At 42.5% G+C, this 26,155-nt stretch carries 25 protein-coding genes; 19 read left to right on the top strand and 6 right to left on the bottom strand.

The window, feature by feature from the left end:
- The first annotated feature begins 158 nt into the window (after positions 1-158).
- Complete coding sequence (locus BI198_RS01140; protein WP_070047891.1) at positions 159-1,430, top strand: O-acetylhomoserine aminocarboxypropyltransferase/cysteine synthase family protein; 1,272 nt, start codon at positions 159-161, stop codon at positions 1,428-1,430.
- A 155-nt stretch (positions 1,431-1,585) separates the two neighbouring features.
- On the opposite strand, the gene BI198_RS01145 is transcribed toward BI198_RS01140, so the two are convergent.
- From BI198_RS01145 to BI198_RS01155, 3 genes are all read right to left on the bottom strand, one after another.
- On the bottom strand, positions 1,586-2,077 hold the full coding sequence (locus tag BI198_RS01145) for a YbhB/YbcL family Raf kinase inhibitor-like protein (RefSeq protein WP_070047892.1): 492 nt from the start codon (positions 2,075-2,077) through the stop codon (positions 1,586-1,588).
- Positions 2,078-2,098: 21 nt separating this feature from the next.
- A complete protein-coding gene (gene trxC, locus BI198_RS01150) occupies positions 2,099-2,521 on the bottom strand; it encodes a thioredoxin TrxC (RefSeq protein ID WP_070047893.1) in 423 nt (140 codons plus the stop codon).
- A 238-nt stretch (positions 2,522-2,759) separates the two neighbouring features.
- On the bottom strand, positions 2,760-4,562 hold the full coding sequence (locus tag BI198_RS01155; protein ID WP_201243377.1) for a DEAD/DEAH box helicase: 1,803 nt from the start codon (positions 4,560-4,562) through the stop codon (positions 2,760-2,762).
- 163 nt (positions 4,563-4,725) lie between these two features.
- Between BI198_RS01155 and mioC the strand changes: the two genes are divergently transcribed.
- The 15 genes from mioC (at position 4,726) to glmU (ending at position 18,732) form a co-directional block, all read left to right on the top strand.
- Positions 4,726-5,163: an FMN-binding protein MioC gene (gene mioC / locus BI198_RS01160; protein WP_070047894.1), complete on the top strand. Its 438-nt coding sequence runs from the start codon at positions 4,726-4,728 to the stop codon at positions 5,161-5,163.
- 597 nt (positions 5,164-5,760) lie between these two features.
- On the top strand, positions 5,761-7,650 hold the full coding sequence (gene mnmG, locus BI198_RS01165; protein WP_070047895.1) for a tRNA uridine-5-carboxymethylaminomethyl(34) synthesis enzyme MnmG: 1,890 nt from the start codon (positions 5,761-5,763) through the stop codon (positions 7,648-7,650).
- A 45-nt stretch (positions 7,651-7,695) separates the two neighbouring features.
- The gene (gene rsmG / locus BI198_RS01170) at positions 7,696-8,313 is read left to right on the top strand and encodes a 16S rRNA (guanine(527)-N(7))-methyltransferase RsmG (protein WP_070047896.1); all 618 of its coding nucleotides are present in this window, start codon (positions 7,696-7,698) and stop codon (positions 8,311-8,313) included.
- A 29-nt stretch (positions 8,314-8,342) separates the two neighbouring features.
- Positions 8,343-9,137, top strand: a complete 795-nt coding sequence (locus BI198_RS01175; protein WP_070047897.1) for a ParA family protein — start codon at positions 8,343-8,345, stop codon at positions 9,135-9,137.
- Positions 9,138-9,165: 28 nt separating this feature from the next.
- A complete protein-coding gene (locus tag BI198_RS01180; RefSeq protein ID WP_070047898.1) occupies positions 9,166-10,041 on the top strand; it encodes a ParB/RepB/Spo0J family partition protein in 876 nt (291 codons plus the stop codon).
- 132 nt (positions 10,042-10,173) lie between these two features.
- Entirely contained in the window at positions 10,174-10,554 is a 381-nt protein-coding gene (locus BI198_RS01185) for an ATP synthase subunit I (protein ID WP_070047899.1), read from the top strand.
- A 14-nt stretch (positions 10,555-10,568) separates the two neighbouring features.
- A complete protein-coding gene (gene atpB, locus BI198_RS01190; protein ID WP_070047900.1) occupies positions 10,569-11,429 on the top strand; it encodes a F0F1 ATP synthase subunit A in 861 nt (286 codons plus the stop codon).
- 52 nt (positions 11,430-11,481) lie between these two features.
- Entirely contained in the window at positions 11,482-11,727 is a 246-nt protein-coding gene (gene atpE, locus BI198_RS01195) for a F0F1 ATP synthase subunit C (protein WP_070047901.1), read from the top strand.
- Between the two features lie 48 nt (positions 11,728-11,775).
- Complete coding sequence (gene atpF, locus BI198_RS01200; RefSeq protein WP_070047902.1) at positions 11,776-12,246, top strand: F0F1 ATP synthase subunit B; 471 nt, start codon at positions 11,776-11,778, stop codon at positions 12,244-12,246.
- A 12-nt stretch (positions 12,247-12,258) separates the two neighbouring features.
- Positions 12,259-12,792, top strand: coding sequence for a F0F1 ATP synthase subunit delta (gene atpH, locus BI198_RS01205; protein WP_070047903.1), 534 nt, complete (start codon positions 12,259-12,261; stop codon positions 12,790-12,792).
- Between the two features lie 14 nt (positions 12,793-12,806).
- Positions 12,807-14,348 carry a F0F1 ATP synthase subunit alpha gene (atpA, locus tag BI198_RS01210; RefSeq protein WP_070047904.1) on the top strand — a complete coding sequence of 514 codons (1,542 nt, stop codon included), beginning with the start codon at positions 12,807-12,809 and terminating at the stop codon, positions 14,346-14,348.
- A gap of 54 nt (positions 14,349-14,402) precedes the next feature.
- Positions 14,403-15,266 carry a F0F1 ATP synthase subunit gamma gene (atpG, locus tag BI198_RS01215; protein WP_070047905.1) on the top strand — a complete coding sequence of 288 codons (864 nt, stop codon included), beginning with the start codon at positions 14,403-14,405 and terminating at the stop codon, positions 15,264-15,266.
- A gap of 33 nt (positions 15,267-15,299) precedes the next feature.
- A complete protein-coding gene (atpD, locus tag BI198_RS01220; RefSeq protein WP_070047906.1) occupies positions 15,300-16,685 on the top strand; it encodes a F0F1 ATP synthase subunit beta in 1,386 nt (461 codons plus the stop codon).
- Between the two features lie 21 nt (positions 16,686-16,706).
- Positions 16,707-17,123, top strand: a complete 417-nt coding sequence (locus tag BI198_RS01225; protein ID WP_070047907.1) for a F0F1 ATP synthase subunit epsilon — start codon at positions 16,707-16,709, stop codon at positions 17,121-17,123.
- A 244-nt stretch (positions 17,124-17,367) separates the two neighbouring features.
- The gene (gene glmU / locus BI198_RS01230) at positions 17,368-18,732 is read left to right on the top strand and encodes a bifunctional UDP-N-acetylglucosamine diphosphorylase/glucosamine-1-phosphate N-acetyltransferase GlmU (RefSeq protein WP_070047908.1); all 1,365 of its coding nucleotides are present in this window, start codon (positions 17,368-17,370) and stop codon (positions 18,730-18,732) included.
- A gap of 305 nt (positions 18,733-19,037) precedes the next feature.
- On the opposite strand, the gene BI198_RS01235 is transcribed toward glmU, so the two are convergent.
- Complete coding sequence (locus BI198_RS01235; protein ID WP_070047909.1) at positions 19,038-20,174, bottom strand: dicarboxylate/amino acid:cation symporter; 1,137 nt, start codon at positions 20,172-20,174, stop codon at positions 19,038-19,040.
- A 209-nt stretch (positions 20,175-20,383) separates the two neighbouring features.
- Here BI198_RS01235 and BI198_RS01240 point away from each other — a divergent pair, with 209 nt between their 5' ends.
- From BI198_RS01240 to glmS, 3 genes are all read left to right on the top strand, one after another.
- A complete protein-coding gene (locus BI198_RS01240) occupies positions 20,384-20,953 on the top strand; it encodes a DUF1439 domain-containing protein (RefSeq protein WP_070047910.1) in 570 nt (189 codons plus the stop codon).
- A gap of 300 nt (positions 20,954-21,253) precedes the next feature.
- Entirely contained in the window at positions 21,254-22,021 is a 768-nt protein-coding gene (locus BI198_RS01245) for a DeoR family transcriptional regulator (protein ID WP_070047911.1), read from the top strand.
- Between the two features lie 59 nt (positions 22,022-22,080).
- Positions 22,081-23,907 carry a glutamine--fructose-6-phosphate transaminase (isomerizing) gene (gene glmS, locus BI198_RS01250; RefSeq protein WP_070047912.1) on the top strand — a complete coding sequence of 609 codons (1,827 nt, stop codon included), beginning with the start codon at positions 22,081-22,083 and terminating at the stop codon, positions 23,905-23,907.
- A gap of 144 nt (positions 23,908-24,051) precedes the next feature.
- Here glmS and BI198_RS01255 read toward each other — a convergent pair whose 3' ends face one another.
- Positions 24,052-25,464: a YfcC family protein gene (locus BI198_RS01255; protein WP_070047913.1), complete on the bottom strand. Its 1,413-nt coding sequence runs from the start codon at positions 25,462-25,464 to the stop codon at positions 24,052-24,054.
- Positions 25,465-25,556: 92 nt separating this feature from the next.
- Positions 25,557-25,895, bottom strand: a complete 339-nt coding sequence (locus BI198_RS01260; protein WP_070047914.1) for a YajD family HNH nuclease — start codon at positions 25,893-25,895, stop codon at positions 25,557-25,559.
- Between the last annotated feature and the right edge of the window lie 260 nt (positions 25,896-26,155).

Raw genomic sequence — 26,155 nt, forward strand, 5'->3', positions numbered from 1 at the left:
GCTACAGCGCGTAAACATGACTATCCCTTTATCAACTAATCCTACATCGAGGCCAAAACTCAACACAAACACTTAGACGTCTAGATGTTTATGTTGACGTTGTAATATATTCATGGTTGTATAAGTAAAGTTAATATAGCAATAAGTAGGATTTTATTATGAAACGGGAAACGATCGCCTTACATCATGGCTACCAAGCCGACGAACAAAAAGCAGCTGCAGTGCCTATTCACCAAACAACCTCGTTTTGTTTTGATAGTGCCCAACATGCCGCCGATTTATTCGATTTAAAGCAAACCGGTAATATCTATTCTCGTATTATGAACCCAACCTGCCATGTTTTAGAGCAACGTGTTGCCGCATTAGAAGGCGGCATCGCTGCATTAGCCGTAGCCTCAGGCATGGCGGCTATTACCTATGCTATTCAAACTATTGCTGAAGTCGGCGACAATATTGTTTCAGTTAATCAGCTTTATGGTGGCACTTATAATTTATTTGCCCACACGTTACCGCGCCAAGGCATAACCGTGCGCTTTGCTGATAAAGACGATTTGACTGCGCTAGAAGCCTTAATAGATGATAAAACCAAAGCCGTTTTCTGTGAAACTATTGGTAACCCATCTGGTGGTATTGTCGATATTGCCGCTTTAGCCGAGGTTGCCCATAAGCATGGCGTGCCATTGATTGTCGATAATACGGTGGCTACGCCCTTTTTATGGCGCCCTATTGAACACGGCGCTGATATTGTGCTGCATTCCGCGACTAAATATATTGGCGGTCACGGCACCACTATTGGTGGCGTTATTGTCGACTCGGGTAAGTTCCCCTGGGCAAAGCATGCTGCACGGTTTCCGTTACTTAATGAACCCGATATCTCGTATCACGGCATTAATTACGCTAAAGATGTCGGCGAAGCTGCCTTTATTGCTCGGGCACGGGTAGTCCCGCTACGAAATATGGGTGCGGCTTTATCCGCTCAAGCGGCGTGGAATTTACTACAAGGCTTAGAAACCCTAGCTTTACGGATTGAAAGAGTCTGTGAGAATACTTTAAAAGTGGCGAAGTTTTTACAACAACAACCCCAAGTGAGTTGGGTTAATTACGCCGGTTTACCCGACCATAAAGATCACGCTTTAGCCCAAAAATATTTACAAGGCCATGCTTCAGGTATTTTAAGCTTTGGTTTAAAAGGTGGCCGTGAAGCTGGCGCTAAGTTTTATGATGCCTTGCAGCTGATATTACGCTTAGTCAATATTGGTGATGCCAAGAGTTGCTCGGCCATTCCGGCGATTACTACTCATAGGCAATTAAATGATGAGGAACTTAAGCAAGCGGGTGTCTCGGCTGATTTAGTCCGTTTATCGATTGGTATTGAGCATATTGACGATATTATTGCCGATTTAAGCCAAGCGCTGGCCGCTGCTGTATAAATAAATTTTGTTGAGGGGTAATGCCGAACAGTTAAACAAAAACCGACTTGCTCTAAGCTAACCGTTGAAGGCATGGATGCCTGAATCGAGCCCCCAGGGATGGGTTTACGGCGCGTTAGCGTGAGCAAGCCGGTTTGTTTGAACAGCAAGCCTAACTAACGGGCATAAGTAGCTGTTAGCGTTGCTTTACCTAACGCCATAGCGTTTAACATAAAGCCAACAACTGCTGCTCTTGCGTCATCTGCAGCCGGTAAGGTTTCTTCTGGTAGCGCCCAAATAGTAAATTGATAACGGTGCATACCATGACCTTCAGGTGGGCAGGCACCACCAAATTCTTTAATACCAAAATCATTGATAAAACTGCGGCAACCTGGCGGTAAACTGCCCTTACCTGCACCTTGGGCTAACCCGGTTGCAGAACCAGGAATATCCGCTACTATCCAATGCCAAAAACCCGAGCCGGTTGGCGCATCAGGATCAAACACCGTTAATACAAAACTTTTAGTGCCACTGGGTGCATTGTGCCAATTTAATTCTGGTGAAATATTATTTCCATTACAGCCAAAACCATCAAACTCTTGCTCTTTAGCCATAAAATGGCCTTCTTTGATAGTTGGACTGGTAAGGCTAAAAATTTTAGTATCCATATTGCCCTCTAATTTAATTCATTACTTATATTTTGATAACCATTGTAAAAAGGCTTGCTTAGGAAATGCACCCGCTTGCTGTGCAAGTACTTTACCTTGTTTAAAAATCATTAGCGTCGGTATAGAGCGAATAGCAAACTGAGCGGCTAATTGTTGCTGTTGTTCGGTGTCTATCTTACCAAAGCGAAAATGCGGTTCCAACTCAAGTGCTACCTGACTAAATATCGGTGCAAAATTTTTACAAGGACCACACCAGCTTGCCCAAAAGTCTACCACTAAAGGCAACTCAGATTTATTGGCATGGGCGGCAAAATTTGTAGCTGTTAATTCAATAGGCTGTCCGGTAAATAATTCTGTTTTACATTTTCCACAAACTGGTTGTTGGCTTAGGCGATCTTCTGGCAACCTATTTAATGACGAACAAGCGGGACAAGCAATAATCATAGACACCTCTTTTAAGTGTTAACCGAAACTTATATAGCGTTTTTTTCAGCCGATATAAAACATTCTTAAACACTAGTTAGCCATTTATTACGTAGGCTAGCAATAGCCCCTACATAGGTTAGTGATTACTCACTACTAGCATAACCTTTATAGTATATGTGTTACGTATTTAAATATTACGAATTTAAGATAAAAATAAAGCCCCAATATAGGGGCTTTATTAAAATATTTTTAGTAATTAATCGCGTGGTTTACGCGGTGCAGCACCAGGACGTGGACCAGGATTACTTGGACGACGATCACCACTAGGTGTGCTAGGTGTACTTGCAGCACTGTTATCTACAGTAATACTTAACTTTTGTTTACGTACATAAACTTTTTTCAAATGCTGAAATACTTCCGTTGGAATATTCGCAGGCAATTCAACCGTACTATGTTGTTCAAACAATTTAATATTACCAATAAATTGGCTATCTATGCTGGCTTCATTGGCAATAGCACCAACGATATCACCGGCACGAACACCATGCTCTTTACCTACTTCTATACGGTAAGTATTAAAATCACCTTTCATTTCACGACGCTGACGCGGTCCACGGTCTGGACGATCTGAGCGCTCACCACGATCACGTTGCGGACGATCTGAACGGTCACGCGACGAGCGATCATTACGACCACGGTCTTCGCGTTCGCCACGAGCATGCGGCTCGCGAAGTTCAGGGAATTTATTGGCCACATTTAAAGGCTGTTCTTTTTGAGCTAAAAATAATAACGCTGCAGCTATATCAGTATCTGAAGCATCAATTTTCTCACTCCACTCATTAATTAAAGCTTGGAAAAAGCTTAAATCTTGATTTTCAACAGTTTGCGCTAATTGTTCACGGAACGATTGAATACGACGTTGCTCAATAACCTGACCCGTAGGTAACGACATCTGTTCAATGGGTTGTTTAGTAGCATGTTCAATCGTGCGTAATAAGCGACGCTCACGTGGTGAAACAAATAATACTGCTTTACCTTCACGACCTGCGCGGCCTGTACGACCAATACGGTGTACATAAGCTTCACTATCGTAAGGAATATCATAGTTAACCACTAAGCTAATACGCTCAACATCTAAACCACGCGCCGCAACATCAGTTGCAACAATGATATCGATTTGACTATTTTTTAAACGACGAATCGTTTGTTCGCGATTAGCTTGGTTCATATCACCGTTTAAGCAAGATACGGCATAACCACGAGCACCTAGTTTTTCAGCAATTTCTTCAGTCGCGCTCTTAGTACGAACAAATATAATGCTGGCATCATATTCTTCGCCTTCTAATAAGCGAGTTAACGCATCAAGCTTTTGATTACTATCTAACATTACATAACGTTGGCTAATACTCTCAACGGTACTGGTTTTAGATGCTATTTTAATTTCTTCAGCATTTTTTAAATGCTTTTGAGCAATGGCGCGAATTTGGTGTGGCATCGTTGCAGAGAACATCGCAACTTGGCGACCCGCTGGTGTGGCATCCATAATCGTTTGCACATCATCAATAAAGCCCATACGTAACATTTCATCGGCTTCATCTAAAACAATAGCGCGTAATTTATCTAACTTAAGCGTACCGCGATCAAGGTGATCAAGAATACGACCAGGCGTACCTACAATAACTTGCGAGCCACGCTTAAGTGATTTAAGTTGGTTAGTATAGCTTTGGCCACCGTATAACGGTAAAACATGAAAGGCTGGCATATAACGCGCATAAGCTTGGAAGGCTTCGGCAACTTGAATAGCTAACTCACGCGTAGGCGCTAATACTAATATTTGTGGATCATTTTGCGTCGGATCTAACCGAGCTAATAATGGCAAAGCAAAAGCACCTGTTTTACCGGTACCTGTTTGCGCTTGGCCTAACACATCTTCCCCAGCTAATAGTTTTGGGATAGCAGCCGCTTGAATTGGCGACGGTGTTTCATAACCCAGTTCTGTCACAGCACGAATAAGTGCCTCAGGTAACATTAGTTGGGCAAAAGACATAGAGTCTGACATACGTTGTTTAAACCTCAATAACACGCAGGCATTGTAATAGTGCTATATGTTGCTTTTACTTAGCCTGCAAAGCAGTAAAAACACGTAAATCAGAACAATAGTTTTTATTGTCTGATTTTATTCCAGTAGTATAGCCGAACATTTAGAAGACAAGAGAAACATCATGATAGACATCCTCGTTGGCAGCCAAATGGGCGCAGCGGAATATGTGGCAGAACAAGTTGCTGAAGCACTGGTACAAGCGGGTTACGACGTACAACTACATCTTAAACCCGAATTGGATCACTTAAACAGGTGTAAAACCTGGTTAATTATCACATCCACCTATGGCGCAGGAGATCTGCCTGATAATATTCAACCCTTTGCGGATCAATTAGCACAAGATCAGGCCGATCTTAGCACACTTTTCTTCGCCGTGATCACTTTAGGTGACTCCAGTTACGATACTTTTTGCTTGGCTGGGCAAAATTTGAGCAAAACACTACAAATGAAAGGCGCTAAGCAGTTAATAGCAAATTTAGAAATTGATGCTCAGCTACCAGAATTACCCGAAGAATACGCATTAGCCTGGTTACCAAACTTAATAAAAAAATTAGCATAAAAAAAGCGGGTGAATAAACACCCGCTAAGCACAATCGCAATCAGGAAGAAAAACGATAATTTCCCACTTATTTCACGCTTTACTACTTCAGATTGATCTCAGCAATAACACCAATCAAGCATTATTTTAGCCTCGTTCCCGTCATTAAATCTTAATATATTTTTGATAAAAGCCTGATAAATGCATCTGATCAAAGCAATGATCCGCCAATAAAGTTATCCACAAAGCAGAAATTATAAGCAATGCACAGTGTATAATTCTGGGTGTAAGAGGTTATTAAGCTGTACTTATCCTCTTTATAAAAAATAAATTAATCTAGCCTGTGGATAACTAGCCTTTTTATGCACTGCATCTGAACACGTAGATCCCCTCTTGATCACAGGATCTGATCTTATGTAAGCTATTGATCCTTTACTATAAGAAACGCTTATGCACTGAAAACAGCTTGCTTAATAGTAGTAATAGTAAAAAGATCTCTTAAAAGATCTTATATTATTTAAAGATCTCCTTTTCAGATCATTATTCCCCTTAGCCAAGGATCACGGTACAATAGCCGGCTCAATATCCAGTCTTTACTAATTTAATCCTGAGGCGAATATGCTCTACCAAGAAATTTTTGATGTCATTGTTGTTGGAGGTGGCCATGCCGGCACTGAAGCAGCTTTAGCCTCTGCTCGCATGGGATTAAATACTTTATTATTGACCCATAATCTGGAAACTTTAGGCCAAATGTCATGTAATCCGGCTATCGGAGGTATTGGCAAAGGACATTTAGTTAAAGAAATTGATGCCCTTGGTGGCGCTATGGCTATTGCTGCTGACAAAGGCGGTATTCAATTTAGAACATTAAATGCCTCAAAAGGCCCTGCGGTCAGAGCAACAAGAGCGCAAGCTGATAGACAATTATACCGTCAAGCCATTAGACAAATGCTTGAAAATCAACCTAATTTACGAATTTTTCAACAAGCCTGTGATGATCTTGTGGTAGAAAACGAGCAAGTTACTGGCGTGGTAACCCAGATGGGCTTAACATTTAAAGCCAAATCTGTTGTGTTAACCGTAGGGACGTTTCTAGGTGGCCAAATTCATATTGGATTACAAAGCCACGCCGGCGGTAGAGCCGGAGATCCACCCTCAGTTGCTTTAGCAAAACGATTAAGAGCCTTGCCGTTTAGAGTTGATCGTTTAAAAACCGGTACTCCGCCTAGAATCGATGCCAGAACCATTGATTTTAGTAAAATGCAGCAACAACCAGGTGATAACCCAACACCGGTGTTTTCATTTTTAGGTAGCCAAAAGGATCACCCAACTCAAATCCCGTGTTACATCACTTACACCAATGAAAAAACCCATCAAGCGATCCGAGATAATTTACATCGATCGCCAATGTACTCTGGTGTGATCGAAGGTATAGGTCCACGTTATTGTCCGTCTATTGAAGATAAAATCACTCGCTTTGCTGACAAAGATAAACATCAGATCTTTATTGAACCAGAAGGCTTAAACACCCATGAGGTCTATCCAAATGGAATCTCAACCAGTTTACCTTTTGATGTTCAACTCGAGATTGTGCGTTCAATAGCCGGTATGGAAAATGCGCATATAACCCGACCAGGTTACGCTATTGAATATGATTACTTTGATCCAAGAGATTTGAAAAGCAGTTTAGAAACCAAGTTTATTAAAGGCTTATTTTTTGCAGGTCAAATTAACGGCACCACAGGTTATGAAGAAGCAGGTGCTCAAGGTTTACTAGCAGGTTTAAATGCCGCTTTATATGCAAAAGAGCAAGAGAGTTGGTCACCACGTCGTGATAACGCTTATTTAGGTGTATTAGTAGACGATCTAACTACTTTAGGCACCAAAGAACCCTATCGAATGTTTACTAGCCGAGCAGAATATCGCTTAATGCTACGTGAAGATAACGCTGACTCGCGCTTAACCGAAAAAGGCCGAGAACTAGGCTTAGTTGATGATGTGCGCTGGGCAGCCTTTAATGAAAAAATGGAACAAATTGCACTAGAACGTCAACGGCTAAAACAAAGCTGGGTACATCCTAAACATAGCGCTTTAACCGCGATTAATGCTTTAGTAAAAACACCCTTAAGCAAAGAAGCTAGTTTAGAAGAATTAGTACGCCGACCTGAGATCAATTATGCCAGCTTAATGCAAATAGCCGATATTGGTCCTGGCTTAGTCGATCCGATAGCAGCCGAACAAGTTGAAATTCAAATAAAATACGAAGGCTATATTCAACGCCAGCAAGATGAAATTAATAAACAACTTCGTAACGAAAACTCGTTATTGCCAAGCAAATTTGATTATCAAGCAGTTAAAGGTTTATCAAACGAAGTTATTGCTAAATTAAATCAAACTCAGCCAGAAACAGTAGGCCAAGCGTCACGTATTTCTGGTATTACGCCAGCCGCTATTTCTTTATTGCTGGTGTACTTAAAAAAACAGGGCCTATTACGTAAATCTGCGTAAGTTAGCTTAAATTATTGTAATTATACGTAAATTAATAGGTTTGATATGATTTCTCAGTTACGTAAGCTGGTATCTGAAACAACATTAACGCTAACCGATCATCAATTAGCTCAATGTATTGCCTATATAGAATTATTGCACAAATGGAATAGTGCCTATAACTTAACTTCAGTGCGTGATCCGCAAGAAATGTTGATCAAGCATGTAATGGATAGCTTAGTTATAGCTCCGCATTTAATCGGTGATAATTTTATAGATGTTGGCACAGGCCCAGGTTTACCTGGCGTGTTACTAGCCATTTATTACCCGGAAAAAACCTTTACCTTATTAGATAGTTTAGGTAAGCGGATCCGGTTTTTAAACCAAGTAAAATTACAGCTAGGACTAACCAATATTCAGCCATTGCAAAGTAGGGTTGAATTGCATCAACCTGAACAAGGTTATGATGGTGTGATTAGCCGCGCTTTTGCTTCAATTAATGATATGCTTAGCTGGTGCAAGCACTTACCTAATTCAGGCGGTGCTTTTTTCGCCATGAAAGGTGCGGCAGTACAAGAAGAAATTGCAGCTTTACCTGATTTTGTTAAGGTAGTTGCTATTAAACCGTTGCAAGTGCCGCAGTTGCACGCAGAAAGACATTTAGTGATACTAACTCACTGCTAATTTTCTAATTTTAAACTAGAGGACAACTTGTGGCCAAAGTGATCGCAATAGCTAACCAGAAAGGTGGTGTTGGTAAAACAACAACAGCAGTCAATCTGGCTGCATCGCTAGCGGCAACAAAACGCAAAGTATTATTAATTGATCTTGATCCACAAGGTAATGCCACTATGGGCAGTGGCGTGGATAAATATCAGGTTGAATCAACCGCCTATGAATTACTGGTGGATGAAAAGCCACTATCTGAAGTTGTGGTAAAAGAAACCACAGGTGGCTATCATTTAATTGCCGCCAACTCAGATGTTACCGCGGCAGAAGTACGATTAATGGATGTTTTTGCTCGCGAACTTCGCTTACGCACGGCATTAAAAGATTATCGTAACAGCTACGACTTTATTTTTATCGACTGCCCACCTTCGTTAAATATGCTTACTGTAAATGCCATGGCTGCTGCCGATACTGTGTTAGTACCTATGCAATGTGAGTATTTCGCATTAGAAGGCTTAACAGCATTAGTGGATACCATTAATAAATTAGCCGCAGTAGTTAATCCGGAGCTTAAAATAGAAGGTATTTTAAGAACCATGTACGATCCGCGTAATCGTTTAGCCAATGATGTTTCAGAACAATTAAAACAGCATTTTGGTGATAAAGTATATCGTGCTGTTATTCCACGTAATGTGCGTTTAGCAGAAGCCCCCAGTTTTGGTTCACCTGTAATGTATTATGATAAAAACTCAACAGGTGCAAAAGCTTATCTGGCACTGGCAGGCGAAATTTTACGCCGGGCAGATAAAAAAACAGTTAACCCGGTTACCTCAAACTAAGGTAACTAATTAAGGGAATATATTCAGTATGTCGGTAAAAAAACGCGGTTTAGGACGTGGTTTAGATGCGTTACTTACGTCAAATAAAACCTCAGCTGAACACAATCAGCAAGCCAATACTTCGCAACTGCATATTTTGCCGGTCGAGTTTTTATCGCGCGGTAAATATCAGCCACGTAAAGACATGTCGCAAGAAGCATTAGAAGATTTAGCCAGCTCAATTCGCGCTCAAGGCGTGATCCAACCTATTATTGTTCGGCCAATTGCTAAAGATAGCTATGAAATTATTGCCGGTGAACGCCGTTGGCGAGCTGCGCAATTAGCCCAACTGGCAGAAGTACCCTGTATTATTAAAAATGTTCCGGACGAAGCGGCCGTTGCCATAGCATTAATTGAAAATATTCAGCGTGAAGATCTTAATGCCATGGAAGAAGCCGTGGCATTAGAGCGTTTATTAACTGAATTTAGCTTAACCCATCAACAAGTGGCCGATGCGGTTGGTAAATCTCGGGTCTCGGTTAGTAACTTATTGCGCTTAAACCAACTTAACGATGATGTAAAACTGTTATTAGAGCATGGCGATATTGAAATGGGCCATGCTAGAGCTTTACTGGCCTTAATTGACGATCAACAAAGTGATGCAGCTCGTTTAGTGGCGGCCAAGCAACTTACGGTACGAGAAACAGAAAACCTAGTACGCCGTATCCTAGAGCCTAAAGCGGCCCCAGCGGATAAACAGCGCGATGCTGATGTGGTTGCATTAGAGCAACGCTTAAGTGAACGCTTCGCTGCTCCGGTGCAAGTTTTGTATAATAAAAAAGGCAAAGGTAATCTGGTTATCAGCTATAGCAGCTTAGATGAGCTAGATGGCATAATAAATAAGTTAGAAATAGAGCAAGATTAAGCGCTATTTTTAGTTATAAAATAACATAACAGTAAAGGCCTAGCCGCTTTTAGTTGCAAATTAAGGCCAGATAAGTATACTTGCGCCAGTTTTTTATACCCCCTACACGGGTAATTTCAGGGGGGCAAGATAATGTCTGATATCAGTGCTAAAGCTGCACGTAAGTCAGCTTATATGTTGGTTTTAGGCCAATTAGCTGTAGCCGGGGTTATTGCGTTGGCTTTTTTTATAGCCAGTGATGCATTTACGGCTAAGTCAGCATTTAAAGGCGGTTTAGTCGCTGTTATACCAAATTTAGTGTTTGCGTTTTTTGCTTTTCGCTTTAGTGCAGCAGATAACCCAAACTTAGTCGTGATGGCATTTATGCGCGGCCAGTCACTAAAATTAATTTTATCCGCTGTGCTGTTAGCCTTGGTTTTTTCACAGCAACAACTGGTTTATGGCGCATTTTTAACCGGTTTTATGCTGACGCTAATAGCACAATGGACAGCACCAGTTTTTTTTAAACATTAACAATGGGATGAAACATGGCTGCAGGTGAAGAGTTAACTCTCTCTAGTCATATTCAGCACCACCTAGTTAACGCGAAAATGTGTTCTGTCGATGGCAGTATTGCATTTAACAAAGCGTGTGATCAGGCTGGTTTCTGGACATGGCATATCGATACATTAGCGTACTCTATTATTTTAGGGGTGCTGTTTTTATGGATCTTCCGTAGTGCAGCTAAAAAAGCGACCACGGGCGTACCAGGAAAACTACAGTGCTTTATTGAAATGATAGTGGGCTTTGTCGCTGATAACGTAAAAGATACCTATCACGGTAAAAGTAAATTAATAGCACCACTGGCACTGACAATCTTTGTCTGGGTGTTTTTAATGAACTTAATGGATTTAATTCCAGTTGACTTTTTACCAGCATTAGCCGGTTTAGTTGGCGAACAAGCAATGGGCGTTGAACCAGGTAACGTCTATATGAAATTCGTACCTACTACTGACATCAACTTAGCCGCCGGTTTAGCCTTAGGCGTGTTTATATTGATGATCGGGTATTCAATTCGTATTAAAGGTGTATTGGGTTTTATAAAAGAACTAACATTACACCCATTTAACACTAAAAATGTACCGTTACAAATTGCCTTAATTCCGTTCAACTTTTTGCTAGAAACTATCGCTTTGTTCGCCAAGCCATTTTCACTAGCATTACGTTTATTCGGTAACTTATATGCCGGTGAAATGATCTTCATCTTGATCGGTGCAGTAGGTTTAGCGCAGTTACCACTGCACTTCCCTTGGGCGGTATTCCATATATTAGTTATTACATTGCAAGCGTTTGTCTTTATGATGCTAACCATTGTTTATCTAAGTATGGCCAGTTCAGATAATCACTAATTTTTATAAACTTTAACTTTAACTTTAACTATAGAAATATCGGAGAAAAAAAATGGAATCAATCTTATCAATGCCTGAAGCTATCAAATTAATCGCTGTTGCGTTATTAATCGGTTTCGGTGCAATCGGTACTGCATTAGGTTTTGGTAACATGGGCGGTAAGTTCTTAGAAGCTTGTGCACGTCAGCCAGAATTAGCACCTTCACTACAAGTTAAAATGTTCATCTTAGCAGGTCTTATCGATGCCGTAGCAATGATCGGTGTAGGTATTGCTATGTTCATGTTGTTCGCAATGTAATTGAAGCTTGTGTTAATCCGAACAACTGTCAACTAAGGAGGAGCGGTCGTGAACTTAAACGCCACTCTGTTAGGCGAATTAATCGCATTCGCGGTGTTCGTACTGTTTTGTATGAAGTTTGTATGGCCACCTTTGATGAATGCCATCGAAGCGCGCCAAAGTAAAATTGCTGATGGTTTAGCGGCCTCTGATCGTGCTGAAAAAGATTTGGCGTTAGCGCAAGATAAAGCTAAAGATCAGTTAAAAGACGCTAAAGCTCAGGCTGCAGAAATTATTGACCAAGCGAAAAAACGCGAAGCGAAAATGATTGATGAAGCCGTGCATAAAGCAAATGCAGAACGTGAAGTTATTTTGGCGCAAGCCACAGCAGAAATTGCCGCTGAGCGTAATCGTTTACGTGAAGATATGCGTAAACAAGTTGCTGCTTTAGCAGTCGCTGGCGCAGAAAGAATTCTGCAACGTTCTATAGATGAAGCTGCTCACAGCGACATTCTGGATAAATTGGTTCAAGAACTGTAATGAGGAAGAGCTATGTCTGATTTGACTAATATTGCTCGTCCTTACGCCAAAGCTGCGTTCGATTTTGCTGTAGAGCAAAATGCGTTACCAGCTTGGCTACAGATGTTGACATTTGCTGCAGAAACAGCAAAAAACGACCAAGTTAGCGCGTATTTAAACGCTAACGCTACTGCTGAAAAGCAGGCTGGTATGTTTATTCATGTTTGTGGTGAGCAACTTAATGAGCACGGTCATAACTTCATTAAAGTGATGGCAGAAAATCATCGCTTGTTGGCGTTGCCTGAAGTACTAACTACTTTTGCCAAGTTAAAAGCAGAGCACGAAAAAGAAATCGACGTCACTGTCGTTTCTGCTACTGAACTTGATACTGCGGAAAAAGACAAGTTAGTTGCAGCATTAACGCAACGTTTGGCACGCAAAGTTAAATTGAACTGTAGCGTTGATCCTAGCTTAGTTAGCGGTTTGCTAATTAAAGCAGGTGACATGGTTATTGATGGCTCGATCCGCGGCAAGCTGGATCGTTTAGCAACTGCGCTGCAGTCGTAATTGGGGAACAGAGAATGCAACTGAATTCCACTGAAATATCAGAACTGATCAAAAGTCGTATCGCTCAGTTCGAAGTGGTCAGTGAAGCTCGTAACGAAGGTACTATCGTTCAAGTAACTGACGGTATTATTCGTATCAATGGTCTTGCAGATTGTATGCAAGGTGAAATGATTGAGCTTCCTGGTAATCGCTACGCTATCGCACTGAACTTAGAAAGAAATTCAGTTGGTGCTGTAGTTATGGGTCCGTATGCGGACTTAACGGAAGGTACAAAAGTAAAAAGTACTGGCCGTATCTTAGAAGTACCAGTTGGTCCAAATTTATTAGGTCGCGTAGTAAACACGCTAGGTGCACCTATCGATGGAAAAGGCCCAATTGATGCTGCTGGTTTTGAACCAGTAGAAAAAATCGCTCCAGGCGTAATTGAACGTCAATCAGTAGATCAACCAATGCAGACCGGTTATAAGTCTGTAGATGCGATGATTCCTATTGGTCGTGGTCAGCGTGAATTGTTAATCGGTGACCGTCAAACCGGTAAAACCGCATTAGCTATTGATGCCATCATCAACCAAAAAGGTACTGGCGTTAAATGTGTGTACGTAGCGGTTGGCCAAAAAGCGTCAACTATTGCTAACGTAGTACGCAAATTAGAAGACCATGATGCGTTAGCTCACACTATCGTAGTTGTGGCCTCTGCCTCTGAAGCGGCTGCATTACAGTACTTAGCCCCTTATTCTGGTTGTACCATGGGCGAATACTTCCGTGACCGCGGTGAAGATGCGCTAATTGTATATGATGACTTGTCTAAGCAAGCAGTTGCTTATCGTCAAATCTCTTTACTATTACGTCGTCCACCAGGCCGTGAAGCTTACCCAGGTGACGTATTCTACTTACACTCTCGCTTATTAGAGCGTGCATCACGTGTAAATGCTGACTATGTTGAAAAATACACTAACGGCGAAGTAAAAGGTAAAACCGGTTCATTAACGGCTATACCAATTATCGAAACTCAAGCCGGTGACGTTTCAGCATTCGTACCTACTAACGTAATCTCTATTACCGATGGTCAAATTTTCTTAGAAACTGACTTATTTAACGCGGGTATTCGCCCTGCGGTAAACGCCGGTATTTCAGTATCGCGGGTAGGTGGTGCAGCACAAACAAAAATCATCAAAAAACTAGGTGGTGGTATTCGTTTAGCGTTAGCGCAATATTCAGAACTTGCTGCGTTTGCGCAGTTTGCATCTGACTTAGACGAAGCAACCCGCGCCCAGTTAGAGCACGGTCAAAAGGTTACTGAACTGATGAAACAGTTACAGTACAGCCCGATGTCTGTTGCTGAAATGGGTGTATCAATTTTTGCTATCGAAAAAGGCTTTATGAAAGATATCGAAGTAGACAAAATCCTTGATTTTGAAGCTGCGTTAATATCATTTATGAAAGCAGAACACGCTGAGCTGATGGCTGAAATCGATAAAACCGGTAACTACAACGACCAAATCGAGTCTACGTTTAAAACTGCTATTGAGAAATTCAAAGCAACGCAGACCTGGTAAGCAATGCGGGTGGCTAGTCCACCCCCATTCGTTGAATGAAACGGAGATACAGTCATGGCCGGTGGTAAAGAGATAAAAAGTAAGATCGGGAGTATTAATAATACTCGCAAGATCACCAGTGCTATGGAAAAAGTTGCGGTCAGCAAAATGCGCAAAGCGCAAGAGCGGGTAGCTGCAACACGCCCATACGCTGAAGGTATGCGCAAAGTGATTGGTAACGTGGCAAATGGTAGCCTTGAATATCGCCATCCGTATTTAGCGGATCGTGAAGTGAAAAAGGTTGGCTATATTGTTATTTCTACTGATCGTGGACTTTGTGGAGGCCTGAATACCAACGAGTTTAAAAAAGTTATTATTGACCTGAAAAGCTGGAAAGATAAAGGTGTTGATGCGCAATTTGCCGTTATTGGTAATAAAGCCACCACTTTTTTCCGTCGCTTTGGTGGTAAAGTAATGGCGCAACAGGCGGGTTCAGGTGACGTACCACGTTTGGCTGATGTGCTTGGTTCGGTTCAAGTTATGCTACAAGCATATAATGAAGGCCGAATTGATCGCTTATTTTTGGTGTATAACAAATTTGTTAATACCATGAAGCAAGAGCCAGTGATCGATCAACTATTACCTTTGCCTAAAGCAGACATCGCAGCAAGAGAGCATAACTGGGATTACTTATACGAGCCGGATCCAAAACCTATTATTGATATGTTATTGGACCGCTTTGTTGAATCGCAAGTTTATCAAGGTGTGGTAGAAAACTCAGCCAGTGAGCACGCCTCACGTATGGTTGCAATGAAAGCCGCAACCGATAACGCCGGCGACTTGATGGACGACCTGAAATTGGCGTACAACAAAGCGCGTCAGGCCGCGATCACCCAGGAGCTTAGCGAGATTGTCGCAGGTGCGGCAGCTGTAGGCTAAGGTAAACAGTTTTGAGAAATTTGAGGAAACATCATGAGTCAAGGTAAGGTCGTCCAAATTATTGGCGCCGTTGTGGATATCGATTTTCCACAAGACGCGGTACCTGGTATCTATGACGCGTTAAACGTGACTGACGGTGATCTGGCTGGTTTAGTGCTGGAAGTTCAGCAACAGCTTGGTGGCGGTACAGTTCGTACAATCGCATTAGGTACAACAGATGGTTTACGTCGCGGCGCAGCTGTGGCAAATACCGGTAAAGCAATTCAGGTTCCAGTAGGTACAGCTACACTGGGCCGTATTATGAACGTATTAGGCGAGCCAATCGATGAAGCGGGCCCTATCGGTGAAGAAGAACGTTGGTCTATTCACCGTGCAGCTCCTACATACGAAGAGCAATCATCGTCAAATGAGTTATTAGAAACTGGTATCAAAGTTATCGACTTAGTATGCCCGTTTGCTAAAGGTGGTAAAGTTGGTCTGTTCGGTGGTGCCGGTGTAGGTAAAACCGTAAACATGATGGAACTTATCCGTAATATCGCTATCGAGCACAGTGGCTACTCAGTATTTGCTGGTGTTGGTGAGCGTACTCGTGAAGGTAACGACTTCTATCACGAAATGAAAGACTCTAACGTACTAGATAAAGTATCGTTAGTGTACGGTCAGATGAACGAGCCACCAGGTAACCGTTTACGCGTAGCGTTAACCGGCTTAACTATGGCTGAAAAATTCCGTGAAGAAGGCCGTGACGTACTATTTTTCGTCGATAACATTTACCGTTATACCTTAGCCGGTACTGAAGTATCAGCCTTATTAGGCCGTATGCCTTCAGCGGTAGGTTATCAGCCAACATTGGCTGAAGAAATGGGTATGTTACAAGAGCGTATTACGTCGACTAAAACCGGTTCAATCACGTCTATCCAAGCCGTTTATGTTCCTGCCGATGACTTAACTGACCCATCACCAGCAACAACATTCTCGCACTTAGACGCGACGGTTGTATTAAGCCGTAACATTGCTTCTTTAGGTATTTACCCTGCGATTGACCCACTGGATTCGACTTCACGTCAGTTAGATCCACAGGTTATCGGTAAAGAGCATTATGATGTTGCTCGTGGTGTGCAATCGGTTTTACAGCGCTATAAAGAGCTGAAAGATATTATTGCTATCCTAGGTATGGACGAATTGTCTGATGAAGACCGCACTTCAGTATACCGTGCGCGTAAAATTCAGCGTTTCTTGTCTCAGCCGTTTTTCGTAGCTGAAGTATTTACTGGTTCACCTGGTAAATATGTTCCGTTAAAAGAAACTATTCGTGGCTTTAAAGGTATTTTGGAAGGCGAGTTCGACCATATGCCAGAGCAAGCGTTCTACATGGTAGGTTCTATCGACGAAGCGATCGAAAAAGCGAAAAAGCTGTAAGTTAGGCTTTAGGAGAGCGTGATGGCGATGACAGTGCAACTAGATGTAGTAAGTGCCGAAGAAAAATTATTCTCAGGCCTTGTCGAATCAGTGCAGGTCACAGGCAGTGAGGGCGAGTTAGGTATTTTACCTTTTCACGCCCCGTTTCTCACCACCCTGAAACCTGGCATGGTCCGTATCGTTAAACAGTTCGGTGAAGAGCATGTAATGTATGTTGCAGGCGGTATTTTAGAAGTACAGCCTGATAATATTACGCTATTAGCCGATGTCGCGGTACGCGGCGAAGACTTAGATGAACAAGCTGCTTTAGACGCACAGAAACGTGCTGAAGAAGCAATGAAAAATGCTGGTGCAGACTTCAATTATGCTGAAGCTGCAGGTCAGTTAGCAGAAGCTATAGCGCAATTACGTGTTATACGCCAACTGCGAAAAAAATAAGTTTAGTCTTATAAAAGGCCACCTACGGGTGGCTTTTTTGTTGCTAATAGCCACAGTAGCATGACGTCTTACAACATTGTTCTCATTATCCCTAGCACCATCTATAGCTGCCGTTATAAAAGCCAACAAAATTAATATTCAGCAAAACTTCACCCTAATCCTGTAATCTGCGGCAATATCTATTAAAATAACCGTATTATTGCACCTTACTTGATTAAAGACACATTTTTACAGGGATTCTGTTATGGCGTTAAATGTAGTGATTCTGGCTGCTGGTAAAGGCACGCGGATGAAATCTGATTTACCTAAAGTGTTACACAAAGTAGCTGAACGGCCCATGGTACAGCACGTTATTGATACAGCCCGTGCTTTAGGGGCAGTTAAGCCACAGTTGGTATATGGCTATGGTGCAGCAGCGTTAAAAGCCACCTTAGGTGAACAACCCTTACATTGGGTGTTACAAGCCGAACAATTGGGAACGGGTCATGCTGTGGCGCAAGCTAGTGATAATATTGCTGATAACGATACCGTATTAGTATTATATGGCGATGTACCGTTAACCGAGCTGGATACCTTAAAGCAATTATTGCATGTCAAGCCAGCCAATGGTGTGGCGATTTTAACGGTTAAACTAGCTAACCCGACCGGGTATGGTCGTATCGTGCGAGAAAATGGCCAAGTAGTCGGTATTGTTGAGCAAAAAGATGCCAACGCCGAGCAGTTAGCTATTAATGAAGTTAATAGCGGCATTATGGCGGTGCCTGGTAAGCAGCTTAAAAACTGGCTAAGCCGGTTATCCAATAGTAATGCTCAAGGCGAATATTACTTAACTGATATTATTGCCATGGCCAACAGCGAAGGCGTGGAAATTACTACTGCCCACCCAAGCGATGCCATGGAAGTGGAAGGCGCCAATAACCGCATTCAATTAGCGGCATTAGAACGCGCTTACCAACAACGCAAAGCTAACGAACTAATGCTTGCTGGCGCAAACTTACGCGATCCTGCACGGATTGATGTCCGTGGCAGCGTTGAAGTAGGCAATGATGTCATGATCGACATTAACGTTATCTTCGAAGGTAAAGTGGTGTTAGGTAAAGGCGTCACTATTGGCGCGAACTGTATTCTTAAAGACGTGACGGTGGGCGATAATACGGAAATCAAACCTAACTCTATGCTAGAACAAGCCACTGTAGGCGCTAATTGCTCTGTAGGTCCTTTTGCTCGCTTACGACCTGCGTCAGTTATGCTAGACGATAGTCATGTGGGTAACTTTGTTGAAATGAAAAAGACTACTTTAGGCCAAGGCTCTAAAGCTAATCATTTAACCTATTTAGGTGATGCCATAATTGGCAGCAAAGTGAATGTAGGCGCGGGCACTATTACTTGTAACTACGATGGCGCTAATAAGTTTGTCACCACTATCAAAGACGGCGCTTTTATTGGCTCTAACAGTTCGTTAGTGGCTCCAGTCACTGTGGGTGTTAACGCAACTGTCGGTGCAGGTTCAGTATTAACTCGTGATGCGGCTGATGGCGAGTTAGTCGTCGCCCGAGGCAAGCAACGTCATATTGCTGATTGGCAACGGCCTGTAAAAATCAAAAAATAGATACTTGTGGCTTTATGTTGGTAAATTAGTGTTTAAACACGAACCGGCTTTCCCACGCTAACACGCCGTAAACCCATCCCTGGGGGCTCGTTTCCGCCCGTCCGGGGCTGCAACGGTTAGTTTTGGCTAAACCGATTCTTGTATGTGCGCAGTAGTCGCTGATTTCATAGTAGGTTGGAATCCCGAATCGGTCACCACAGGTTGTCTGAGTCCTGCCGAAGGCAAAGGACGAGTTACTGTGGGGAGCCGAAGCGGGCATTGCAACCGGTTAAAGCGAGATCGAACTATTGTTGATTGTAGACTTCTCAGCTTTTATCTACCAACACGGCAATAGCACCGTCACCGGTGACGTTACAGGCTGTTCCAAAGCTGTCTTGTGCCATATACAGGGCTATCATTAAGGTTACTGCAGCTTCGCCAAACCCCAGCATAGAACCTAATAGGCCTACAGCAGACATCACCGCACCACCAGGAACACCCGGCGCAGCTAACATCACTACACCCAACATAAAGATAAACGGCAACATAGTGGCAAACGACGGCATTTCTAAGCCATTTTGCATGGTAATAACTGCCATAGCGCACGTTACTATAGTGATGGTTGAGCCGGATAAATGAATAGTGGCGCATAACGGCACCGTAAAGTTAGCGACGTCGGGTTTTACACCGTTTTTCTTAGTCGCTTGTAACGCTACCGGAATAGTGGCTGCACTCGACATAGTACCTAATGCCGTAAAGTACGCTGGCAGCATATTTTTGATTAAGGTAAACGGCGATCTACCGGCTTTAATACCCGCGATAGTATAAAGAGTAATAATCCACAGCCAATGCATAACAACCGCTAACAGCAACACAATACCAAAGGTTTTTAAGGTTGTGAAAACCGTACCAGCAACGGCCATTTGGGCAAATTCACCGGCAATATATAGTGGCAATAAAGGAATAATAACCTTTTCTAGTAACAGCTGAATAATATCGCGACCTTGATCCGATATTTTCTTTAATTGCTCAGCTTGGGTAGAGGCAATGCCTAAACCAAAAATAAAGGCTAATGCTAACGCTGTCATTACACCAAAAACCGGTGGAATATCCATGCGTAAAAACGGCTCGATAATGGTCCCGGTTACACTTGCCGTATGCTGCGCTGCAGTAGTAAACATGGGCACAACTAAGCTAGCAACAAAAAAGGCTACTGTACCGGCAACAACCGTTGATAAATAAGCAATCGTTAGCGTGCGGCCCAGTAACTTACCTGAGTTGCGCGGCAAAGCTGCGATACCGCTGGTGATAAAAAATAAGATTAATAAAGGAATGGTAAAAAATAATAATTCACCAAATAAGCCTTTAAAGGTTAATAGCAATTGTACTAACCAAACTGGCGCGTAAAGCCCAGCGAGTATACCCAGCACTATGCCGGCAATCAGTTTAAGAACAAGTGACATAATAATTCTCGTTATGCGTTATAAATATAAGCGAAAAAGCGAGGCTGAGCATAACACAACTTAAAATAGCAAAGACAACTTAGCTTGGCTGGTCGCATCAGTTTTACGGCTAACAACCGTAATATTCAGCTTAACGTCAGCTGAAAGCGTTATGTTGCACTATGCTTAATAATAAAAACACTCGTTGAGTTGATAAATAAGGTTAAAAAATGAAGAAAATACTGATAGCACTAAGCGTACTTTTGAGCGTACTAGTATTAGCCAGTTGTGCCCAGTTAGGTTCGATTGCCAGTTATTCAGTGTCTGAGTCAGATCTAGAGCAAATGCTGGCACAGCAAATACCCAAGTTAACCCATCAAGCCACTGCTGCCGGTATACCTTTACGGTTACAGGTAGATAAAATGAAAGTTGCTATTGGTCCAGATAATAGTGATTTAGTTCGCTTAGATACTAGCGCCAGCGCGGTGTTGTCATTATTTGGTTTAAGTTATCCAGCAGAAATGAACTTGCAAGTAGAGGGTGCACCTTATTACGATGCAGAAAAGCAGGCAGTGTTTTTACGCTCAGTAAATTTAATTAGCTCAAATATAGATGCCGCCGGATATCGGGGTAATTTAAAACCAGTCAATTCTGAATTACTACAGTTAATAAATGGCTTTTTAGCAGACAACCCGGTTTATCGTTTAGATACCACTAACCCGACCATGAAACTGCTATCACAAGTGCCTTTAAATATGGCAGTACAAAATGGCAGTCTACGTTTTAGTCCAAGTAACTAAAGCAAATTACTGGCTAGGGTAAAAGATAGCAAGTAGCCATAAAAATAGGGGTGGCAAAACCCACCCCTTAATGTAGTACAAGACAAGTAAACAACGACCAGAGAATCCATCCTGAAAACACAGTGTCACTCCGTTGACTACACAAACTATAATATGAACAAAAGACAAATGCAAATAGTTATCATTACTAATGCGGATATTTTTGTTGCATTCGTAAAGGCATACAGTAAAATACCTTTCGTTTCGAAGCTTGTTCGAAAGTTAATCGAAAGATAAGTGAAAGGTCATTGAAGCAGAAGCATGAATAAGCGAAATACTCAGCAACGTCGACATTTAATTGTTAGTCAGCTGCAACAGCAAGGCGAACTCTCTGTTGAGCAGCTTGCTGATCACTTTAAAACGTCTGAAGTAACCATACGTAAAGACTTAACCGTATTAGAACAAGCCGGATTACTGCTGCGCGTGTATGGTGGAGCTGTGCCAGTACCACAAGACTTTGTTAGCGAAAGCAGTTTACAGCAAGTTTCAACCCGAAAGATTGCCATTGCTAAAGCCGCCGCAGGGTTAATTAAAGATCATTACCGAATTATTATTGATAGCGGTCGTACTACCGCTGCCTTACTGCCTGAGTTATCCATTAAGCGTGGTTTAGTGGTAATGACTAACTCGTTGGCTGTCGCTAATGCATTACGTGAATTAGAAAACGAGCCCACCTTATTGATGACCGGTGGTACTTGGGATCCGCAATCAGAAGCCTTTCAAGGCCAATTAGCCGAACAAGTGTTACGTGCTTATGATTTTGATCAATTGTTTATAGGCGCAGACAGTATCGACTTAGATCGCGGTACTACTACTTATAATGAACTATATAGTTTAAGCCGAGTCATGGCCGACGTGGCGCGTGAAGTCATCGTTATGCTGGAATCCGATAAGCTAGGCCGAAAAATACATAATTTAGAACTACCTTGGTCAAAGGTAAAAGTACTGGTGACCGATCAAGGCTTATCTGTCGCAGATGCGAAAAAAATTGAACAGCAAGGTGTAACGGTTATCAGAGTAGCGGCATAGCTATTAAACAGATAACGTACATTTAGCTAAACGAATACAAAAATTTTGGAGAAAATAATATGTGTGGGATTGTTGGAGCTGTAGCACAGCGCGATGTAGTTGATATTTTAGTCGAAGGTTTACGCCGTTTAGAATACCGTGGCTATGACTCCGCCGGTGTTGCTATTGTCCATAATGGTGAATTACAGCGAGTACGTCGCTTAGGTAAAGTAAAAGAATTAGCCGACGCTATTGCTATTGAGCCTTTGTTAGGCGGTACCGGTATTGCTCATACACGCTGGGCAACACACGGCGAACCAAGCGAGCGTAATGCCCATCCTCATGTTTCTAGCAATATTAACGTTGTTCATAACGGTATTATCGAGAACCACCATAAGCTGCGTGAAGCCTTAACCGCTAAAGGCTATATCTTTAGCTCAGATACCGATACAGAAGTTATTGCTCACTTAGTTGAAGAAGAGCGCAAAACAGCCAGCAGTTTATTACAAGCCGTACAACGCAGTGTAAAACAGTTACATGGCGCTTATGGCACCGTGTTATTAGACACCACTGACGCCGAGCGAATTGTTGTTGCCCGTTCAGGCAGCCCATTAGTTATTGGCCTAGGTATTGGTGAAAACTTTATCGCCTCTGATCAATTAGCCCTATTACCGGTTACTCGTCGTTTTATATTCTTAGAAGAAGGCGATGTGGCTGAAATAACTCGCCACAGCGTGAGCATTTTCGATAAAGACGGTAATGCCATTGAGCGTGAAGTTCATGAGTCTAATGTTAGCTACGATGCCGGCGATAAAGGCCAATATCGGCACTTTATGATGAAAGAAATTTACGAGCAACCAAACGCCATTAATAACACCTTAGAAGGCCGTTTAAGTAACGATAGCGTACTAGACGAAACCTTTGGTAATGGCGCAGCCGAGTTATTTAAGCAAGTTAAGCACGTGCAAATTGTTGCCTGTGGTACCAGTTATCACTCAGGTATGGTAGCGCGTTATTGGTTAGAATCGTTAGGCGGTATTTCTTGTAATGTCGAAATTGCTTCTGAGTTCCGGTACCGCAAATCGTTTGTGCAACCAAATAGCTTATTAGTCAGTATTTCTCAATCAGGTGAAACAGCTGATACCTTAGCGGCCTTACGCTTAGCTAAAGACTTAGGTTACTTAGGTAGCTTAACCATTTGTAACGTAGCGGGTTCATCGTTAGTACGTGAATCTGACTTAGCCTTTATGACCCGTGCTGGCGCTGAAATTGGCGTGGCTTCAACTAAAGCCTTTACCACTCAGTTAGTGGGCTTAGCCATGTTAACGCTAGCGATTGGTAAATATAACGGCTTAACTGACCAAAAACAGCTTGCACTCACCGATGCTTTAAAAAGCTTACCGGCTAAATTAGAACAAACCTTAGCGCTGGCGCCACAAATTGAAGCCTTAGCGGAAGAATTTGCCGATAAGCACCATGCCTTGTTCTTAGGCCGTGGCGATCAATACCCTATCGCAATGGAAGGCGCATTAAAGCTAAAAGAAATCTCGTATATTCATGCTGAAGCTTACGCCGCAGGCGAGCTAAAACACGGCCCGCTGGCGCTAATTGATGCCAATATGCCGATTATTGTCGTCGCACCTAATAACGACTTATTAGAAAAACTACAATCAAACGTAGAAGAAGTGCGCGCTCGTGGCGGTATTTTATATGTATTCGCCGATGTAGACGCCCAGTTTAAATCAGACGCCACCATGCGCGTTATTAACGTACCGCACGTTGACGAGATCCTGGCGCCCATCGTTTACACCTTACCGCTACAGTTACTTAGCTACTACGTTGCCATCATCAAAGGCACCGACGTTGACCAGCCACGTAACTTAGCTAAATCGGTGACGGTTGAGTAAAGTTTTGTAGTTAAGAGGCTTTACTAATAAAGTAAACTGCAGCCAAACTAAAAAGTCCAGTGATGCCATAACAAGCACACTGGACTTTTTTATTTCTGACGCGGTAATTTCTTTAAAGATAAAACCGTAATTAACGAGACCGGATTAAGGCAGTATTACTGTTGGTTGCACATCCAAGCCATAACCAAATAGCACAGCTAACACTAATACAATGGAGGCGGCTAACAGCAACTTAAGTAACAGCGGTAAACAAAAACGGAACCAATGGCCGTAAGGTACCCCTGCAATGCCTAAAATACCCATTAAAACTGCGTTGGTGGGGATAATCATATTAGAAAAACCATCACCAAATTGATATGCCAGTACCGCAACTTGCCGCGGCACGCCGACTAAGTCACCCAAAGGCGCCATTAATGGCATAGTGACAAAGGCTTGGCCAGAACCAGAAGGTATAAAGGTATTGAGTACAGTTTGAATAATTAACATGCCAATGGCGGATACTTCAGCGCTAACATAAGACAGCGGCAAAGACATACCATGGACAATACTATGCAAAATTTGGCCATCTTCTAATATCAAGGCAATACCGCGGGCGACACCAATTAATATTGCTGTGGTCACTAAGTCTGATACGCCCTCTATAAAGCGTTCAGCTGTTTCATCGGCCGTTAACCGACCTAAGACTGCGACTAATGCTCCCCAAGCAACAAAGACGCCGCCTAGCTCGTATAAATACCAACCTTTAGTCGCTATGCCCCAGACTGCAATAGCCAGAGTGGCCATAAAGCTGCCGAGAATAAGCTTATGCCGTAGCGCTAGCGCAGGATAATCAGGTGCGGTTTGTTTGGCTAATGGGCATAGCACATCTAGCATCATAGATTGACTTGGATCCTTGGCAACTTTTTTGGTGTATTGCCAAACATGATGAAAGCCAATTAAGACAAAAGGTACAAAAATGGCTAAACGCAACCACAGCCCAGAGTAAACAGGAATTTCAGCAATTTGTTGGGCTATAAGCACGGTAAAAGGGTTAAACGCCGATACGCCATAACCAATACCGTAACCGGCAACGATCATACCGACAGCCGTCATGGCATCCAGTCGCATGGCTTTACACAGCGCCACTAATATTAAAACAAACGGAATATACTCACCGGCAGTACCTATGCTACTTGAGGCCATAGCAAAACAAAATATCACCATAAAAATGAGTCGTTGTGGCTGTTTGCCATGGCGTTCAAGTAAGCGACCAATTAGGGCGTCAACCGTGCCCGTTGCCCGAGCAATAGCTAACACACCACCAACAATCAACACAAAAAATATTACATCTTGGGCGGCAGCAAAAGCACGGGGAATAGCAGTAAGGAGATCCCAGGGCGTCAGGTAATGCCGTTCAGCTACGGTTTGATAGGTGCCGGCGACCACCATTTCCCGGCCTGACTCAGATAATGTGATATCAAAAAAACCTTGAGGTACTAACCAAGTAGCAATCAAAGCGGTGACCATCATGGCTAATAATAAAATTAGGGTATGAGGCACTTTAAGCCTGTTACTCATAAAATCTCCAGAATTCAAAAATGCGGCATGTAGAGTCTGTTTAGTCTCAAACAGACAATTCTTGCTAGTGTACCAATGGCGGGTTTATCGCATTACTTGGGTTTATTCAACATGGCTTTTAGATCGGCAAACGGGTTGTGGGTGGCTGCGGCCACTTTTTGCTCGGTGGTGCCGCCATACATAACGAACTCGTGGAATTTATTGTGTTCATTATCGTGGCAATAAATACAGAGTAATTCCCAGTTACTGCCATCTGCAGGGTTATTACTATGGTTATGATCAACATGATGCACCGTTAGCTCGCGTAAATTAGAGTGCACAAATTCGCGGGCACAACGGCCACATACCCAAGGGTACATTTTTAATGCCTTGTCACGGTAACCTTGCTCTTGTTGCTGATAGGCCTGATGACCGGTACTACTTTTACTCATGTCTATTTCTCATAACTATGACTCTTAACTATTAATTACTGATAACTATCCTGATCCAAATATTTTACTAATACGAGATGGCTGGCCTAATATTATCAATGTCTATTTTGCTAATTTAGCGATTATATATATTTTATCAATAACAATCCGTCTTGAAGGCGAAAACTCTCAGCTTTAATATTTCAGCATATGTAGCGCAACGCATGAACAAGCGCATACTGCTTTAGCACGATTAATTGTTAAAACACCATTTTAATACT

Origin of the sequence: Rheinheimera salexigens, assembly GCF_001752395.1 — a bacterium.
Classification (GTDB): domain Bacteria; phylum Pseudomonadota; class Gammaproteobacteria; order Enterobacterales; family Alteromonadaceae; genus Alishewanella; species Alishewanella salexigens.

Coding starts and splice junctions, on each gene's coding strand:
- BI198_RS01140 (WP_070047891.1), top strand. CDS start 159: ATGAAACGGGAAACGATCGCCTTACATCATGGCTACCAAGCCGACGAA.
- BI198_RS01145 (WP_070047892.1), bottom strand. CDS start 2,077: ATGGATACTAAAATTTTTAGCCTTACCAGTCCAACTATCAAAGAAGGC.
- trxC (WP_070047893.1), bottom strand. CDS start 2,521: ATGATTATTGCTTGTCCCGCTTGTTCGTCATTAAATAGGTTGCCAGAA.
- BI198_RS01155 (WP_201243377.1), bottom strand. CDS start 4,562: ATGTCAGACTCTATGTCTTTTGCCCAACTAATGTTACCTGAGGCACTT.
- mioC (WP_070047894.1), top strand. CDS start 4,726: ATGATAGACATCCTCGTTGGCAGCCAAATGGGCGCAGCGGAATATGTG.
- mnmG (WP_070047895.1), top strand. CDS start 5,761: ATGCTCTACCAAGAAATTTTTGATGTCATTGTTGTTGGAGGTGGCCAT.
- rsmG (WP_070047896.1), top strand. CDS start 7,696: ATGATTTCTCAGTTACGTAAGCTGGTATCTGAAACAACATTAACGCTA.
- BI198_RS01180 (WP_070047898.1), top strand. CDS start 9,166: ATGTCGGTAAAAAAACGCGGTTTAGGACGTGGTTTAGATGCGTTACTT.
- BI198_RS01185 (WP_070047899.1), top strand. CDS start 10,174: ATGTCTGATATCAGTGCTAAAGCTGCACGTAAGTCAGCTTATATGTTG.
- atpB (WP_070047900.1), top strand. CDS start 10,569: ATGGCTGCAGGTGAAGAGTTAACTCTCTCTAGTCATATTCAGCACCAC.
- atpE (WP_070047901.1), top strand. CDS start 11,482: ATGGAATCAATCTTATCAATGCCTGAAGCTATCAAATTAATCGCTGTT.
- atpH (WP_070047903.1), top strand. CDS start 12,259: ATGTCTGATTTGACTAATATTGCTCGTCCTTACGCCAAAGCTGCGTTC.
- atpA (WP_070047904.1), top strand. CDS start 12,807: ATGCAACTGAATTCCACTGAAATATCAGAACTGATCAAAAGTCGTATC.
- atpG (WP_070047905.1), top strand. CDS start 14,403: ATGGCCGGTGGTAAAGAGATAAAAAGTAAGATCGGGAGTATTAATAAT.
- atpD (WP_070047906.1), top strand. CDS start 15,300: ATGAGTCAAGGTAAGGTCGTCCAAATTATTGGCGCCGTTGTGGATATC.
- BI198_RS01225 (WP_070047907.1), top strand. CDS start 16,707: ATGGCGATGACAGTGCAACTAGATGTAGTAAGTGCCGAAGAAAAATTA.
- glmU (WP_070047908.1), top strand. CDS start 17,368: ATGGCGTTAAATGTAGTGATTCTGGCTGCTGGTAAAGGCACGCGGATG.
- BI198_RS01235 (WP_070047909.1), bottom strand. CDS start 20,174: ATGTCACTTGTTCTTAAACTGATTGCCGGCATAGTGCTGGGTATACTC.
- BI198_RS01240 (WP_070047910.1), top strand. CDS start 20,384: ATGAAGAAAATACTGATAGCACTAAGCGTACTTTTGAGCGTACTAGTA.
- BI198_RS01245 (WP_070047911.1), top strand. CDS start 21,254: ATGAATAAGCGAAATACTCAGCAACGTCGACATTTAATTGTTAGTCAG.
- glmS (WP_070047912.1), top strand. CDS start 22,081: ATGTGTGGGATTGTTGGAGCTGTAGCACAGCGCGATGTAGTTGATATT.
- BI198_RS01255 (WP_070047913.1), bottom strand. CDS start 25,464: ATGAGTAACAGGCTTAAAGTGCCTCATACCCTAATTTTATTATTAGCC.
- BI198_RS01260 (WP_070047914.1), bottom strand. CDS start 25,895: ATGAGTAAAAGTAGTACCGGTCATCAGGCCTATCAGCAACAAGAGCAA.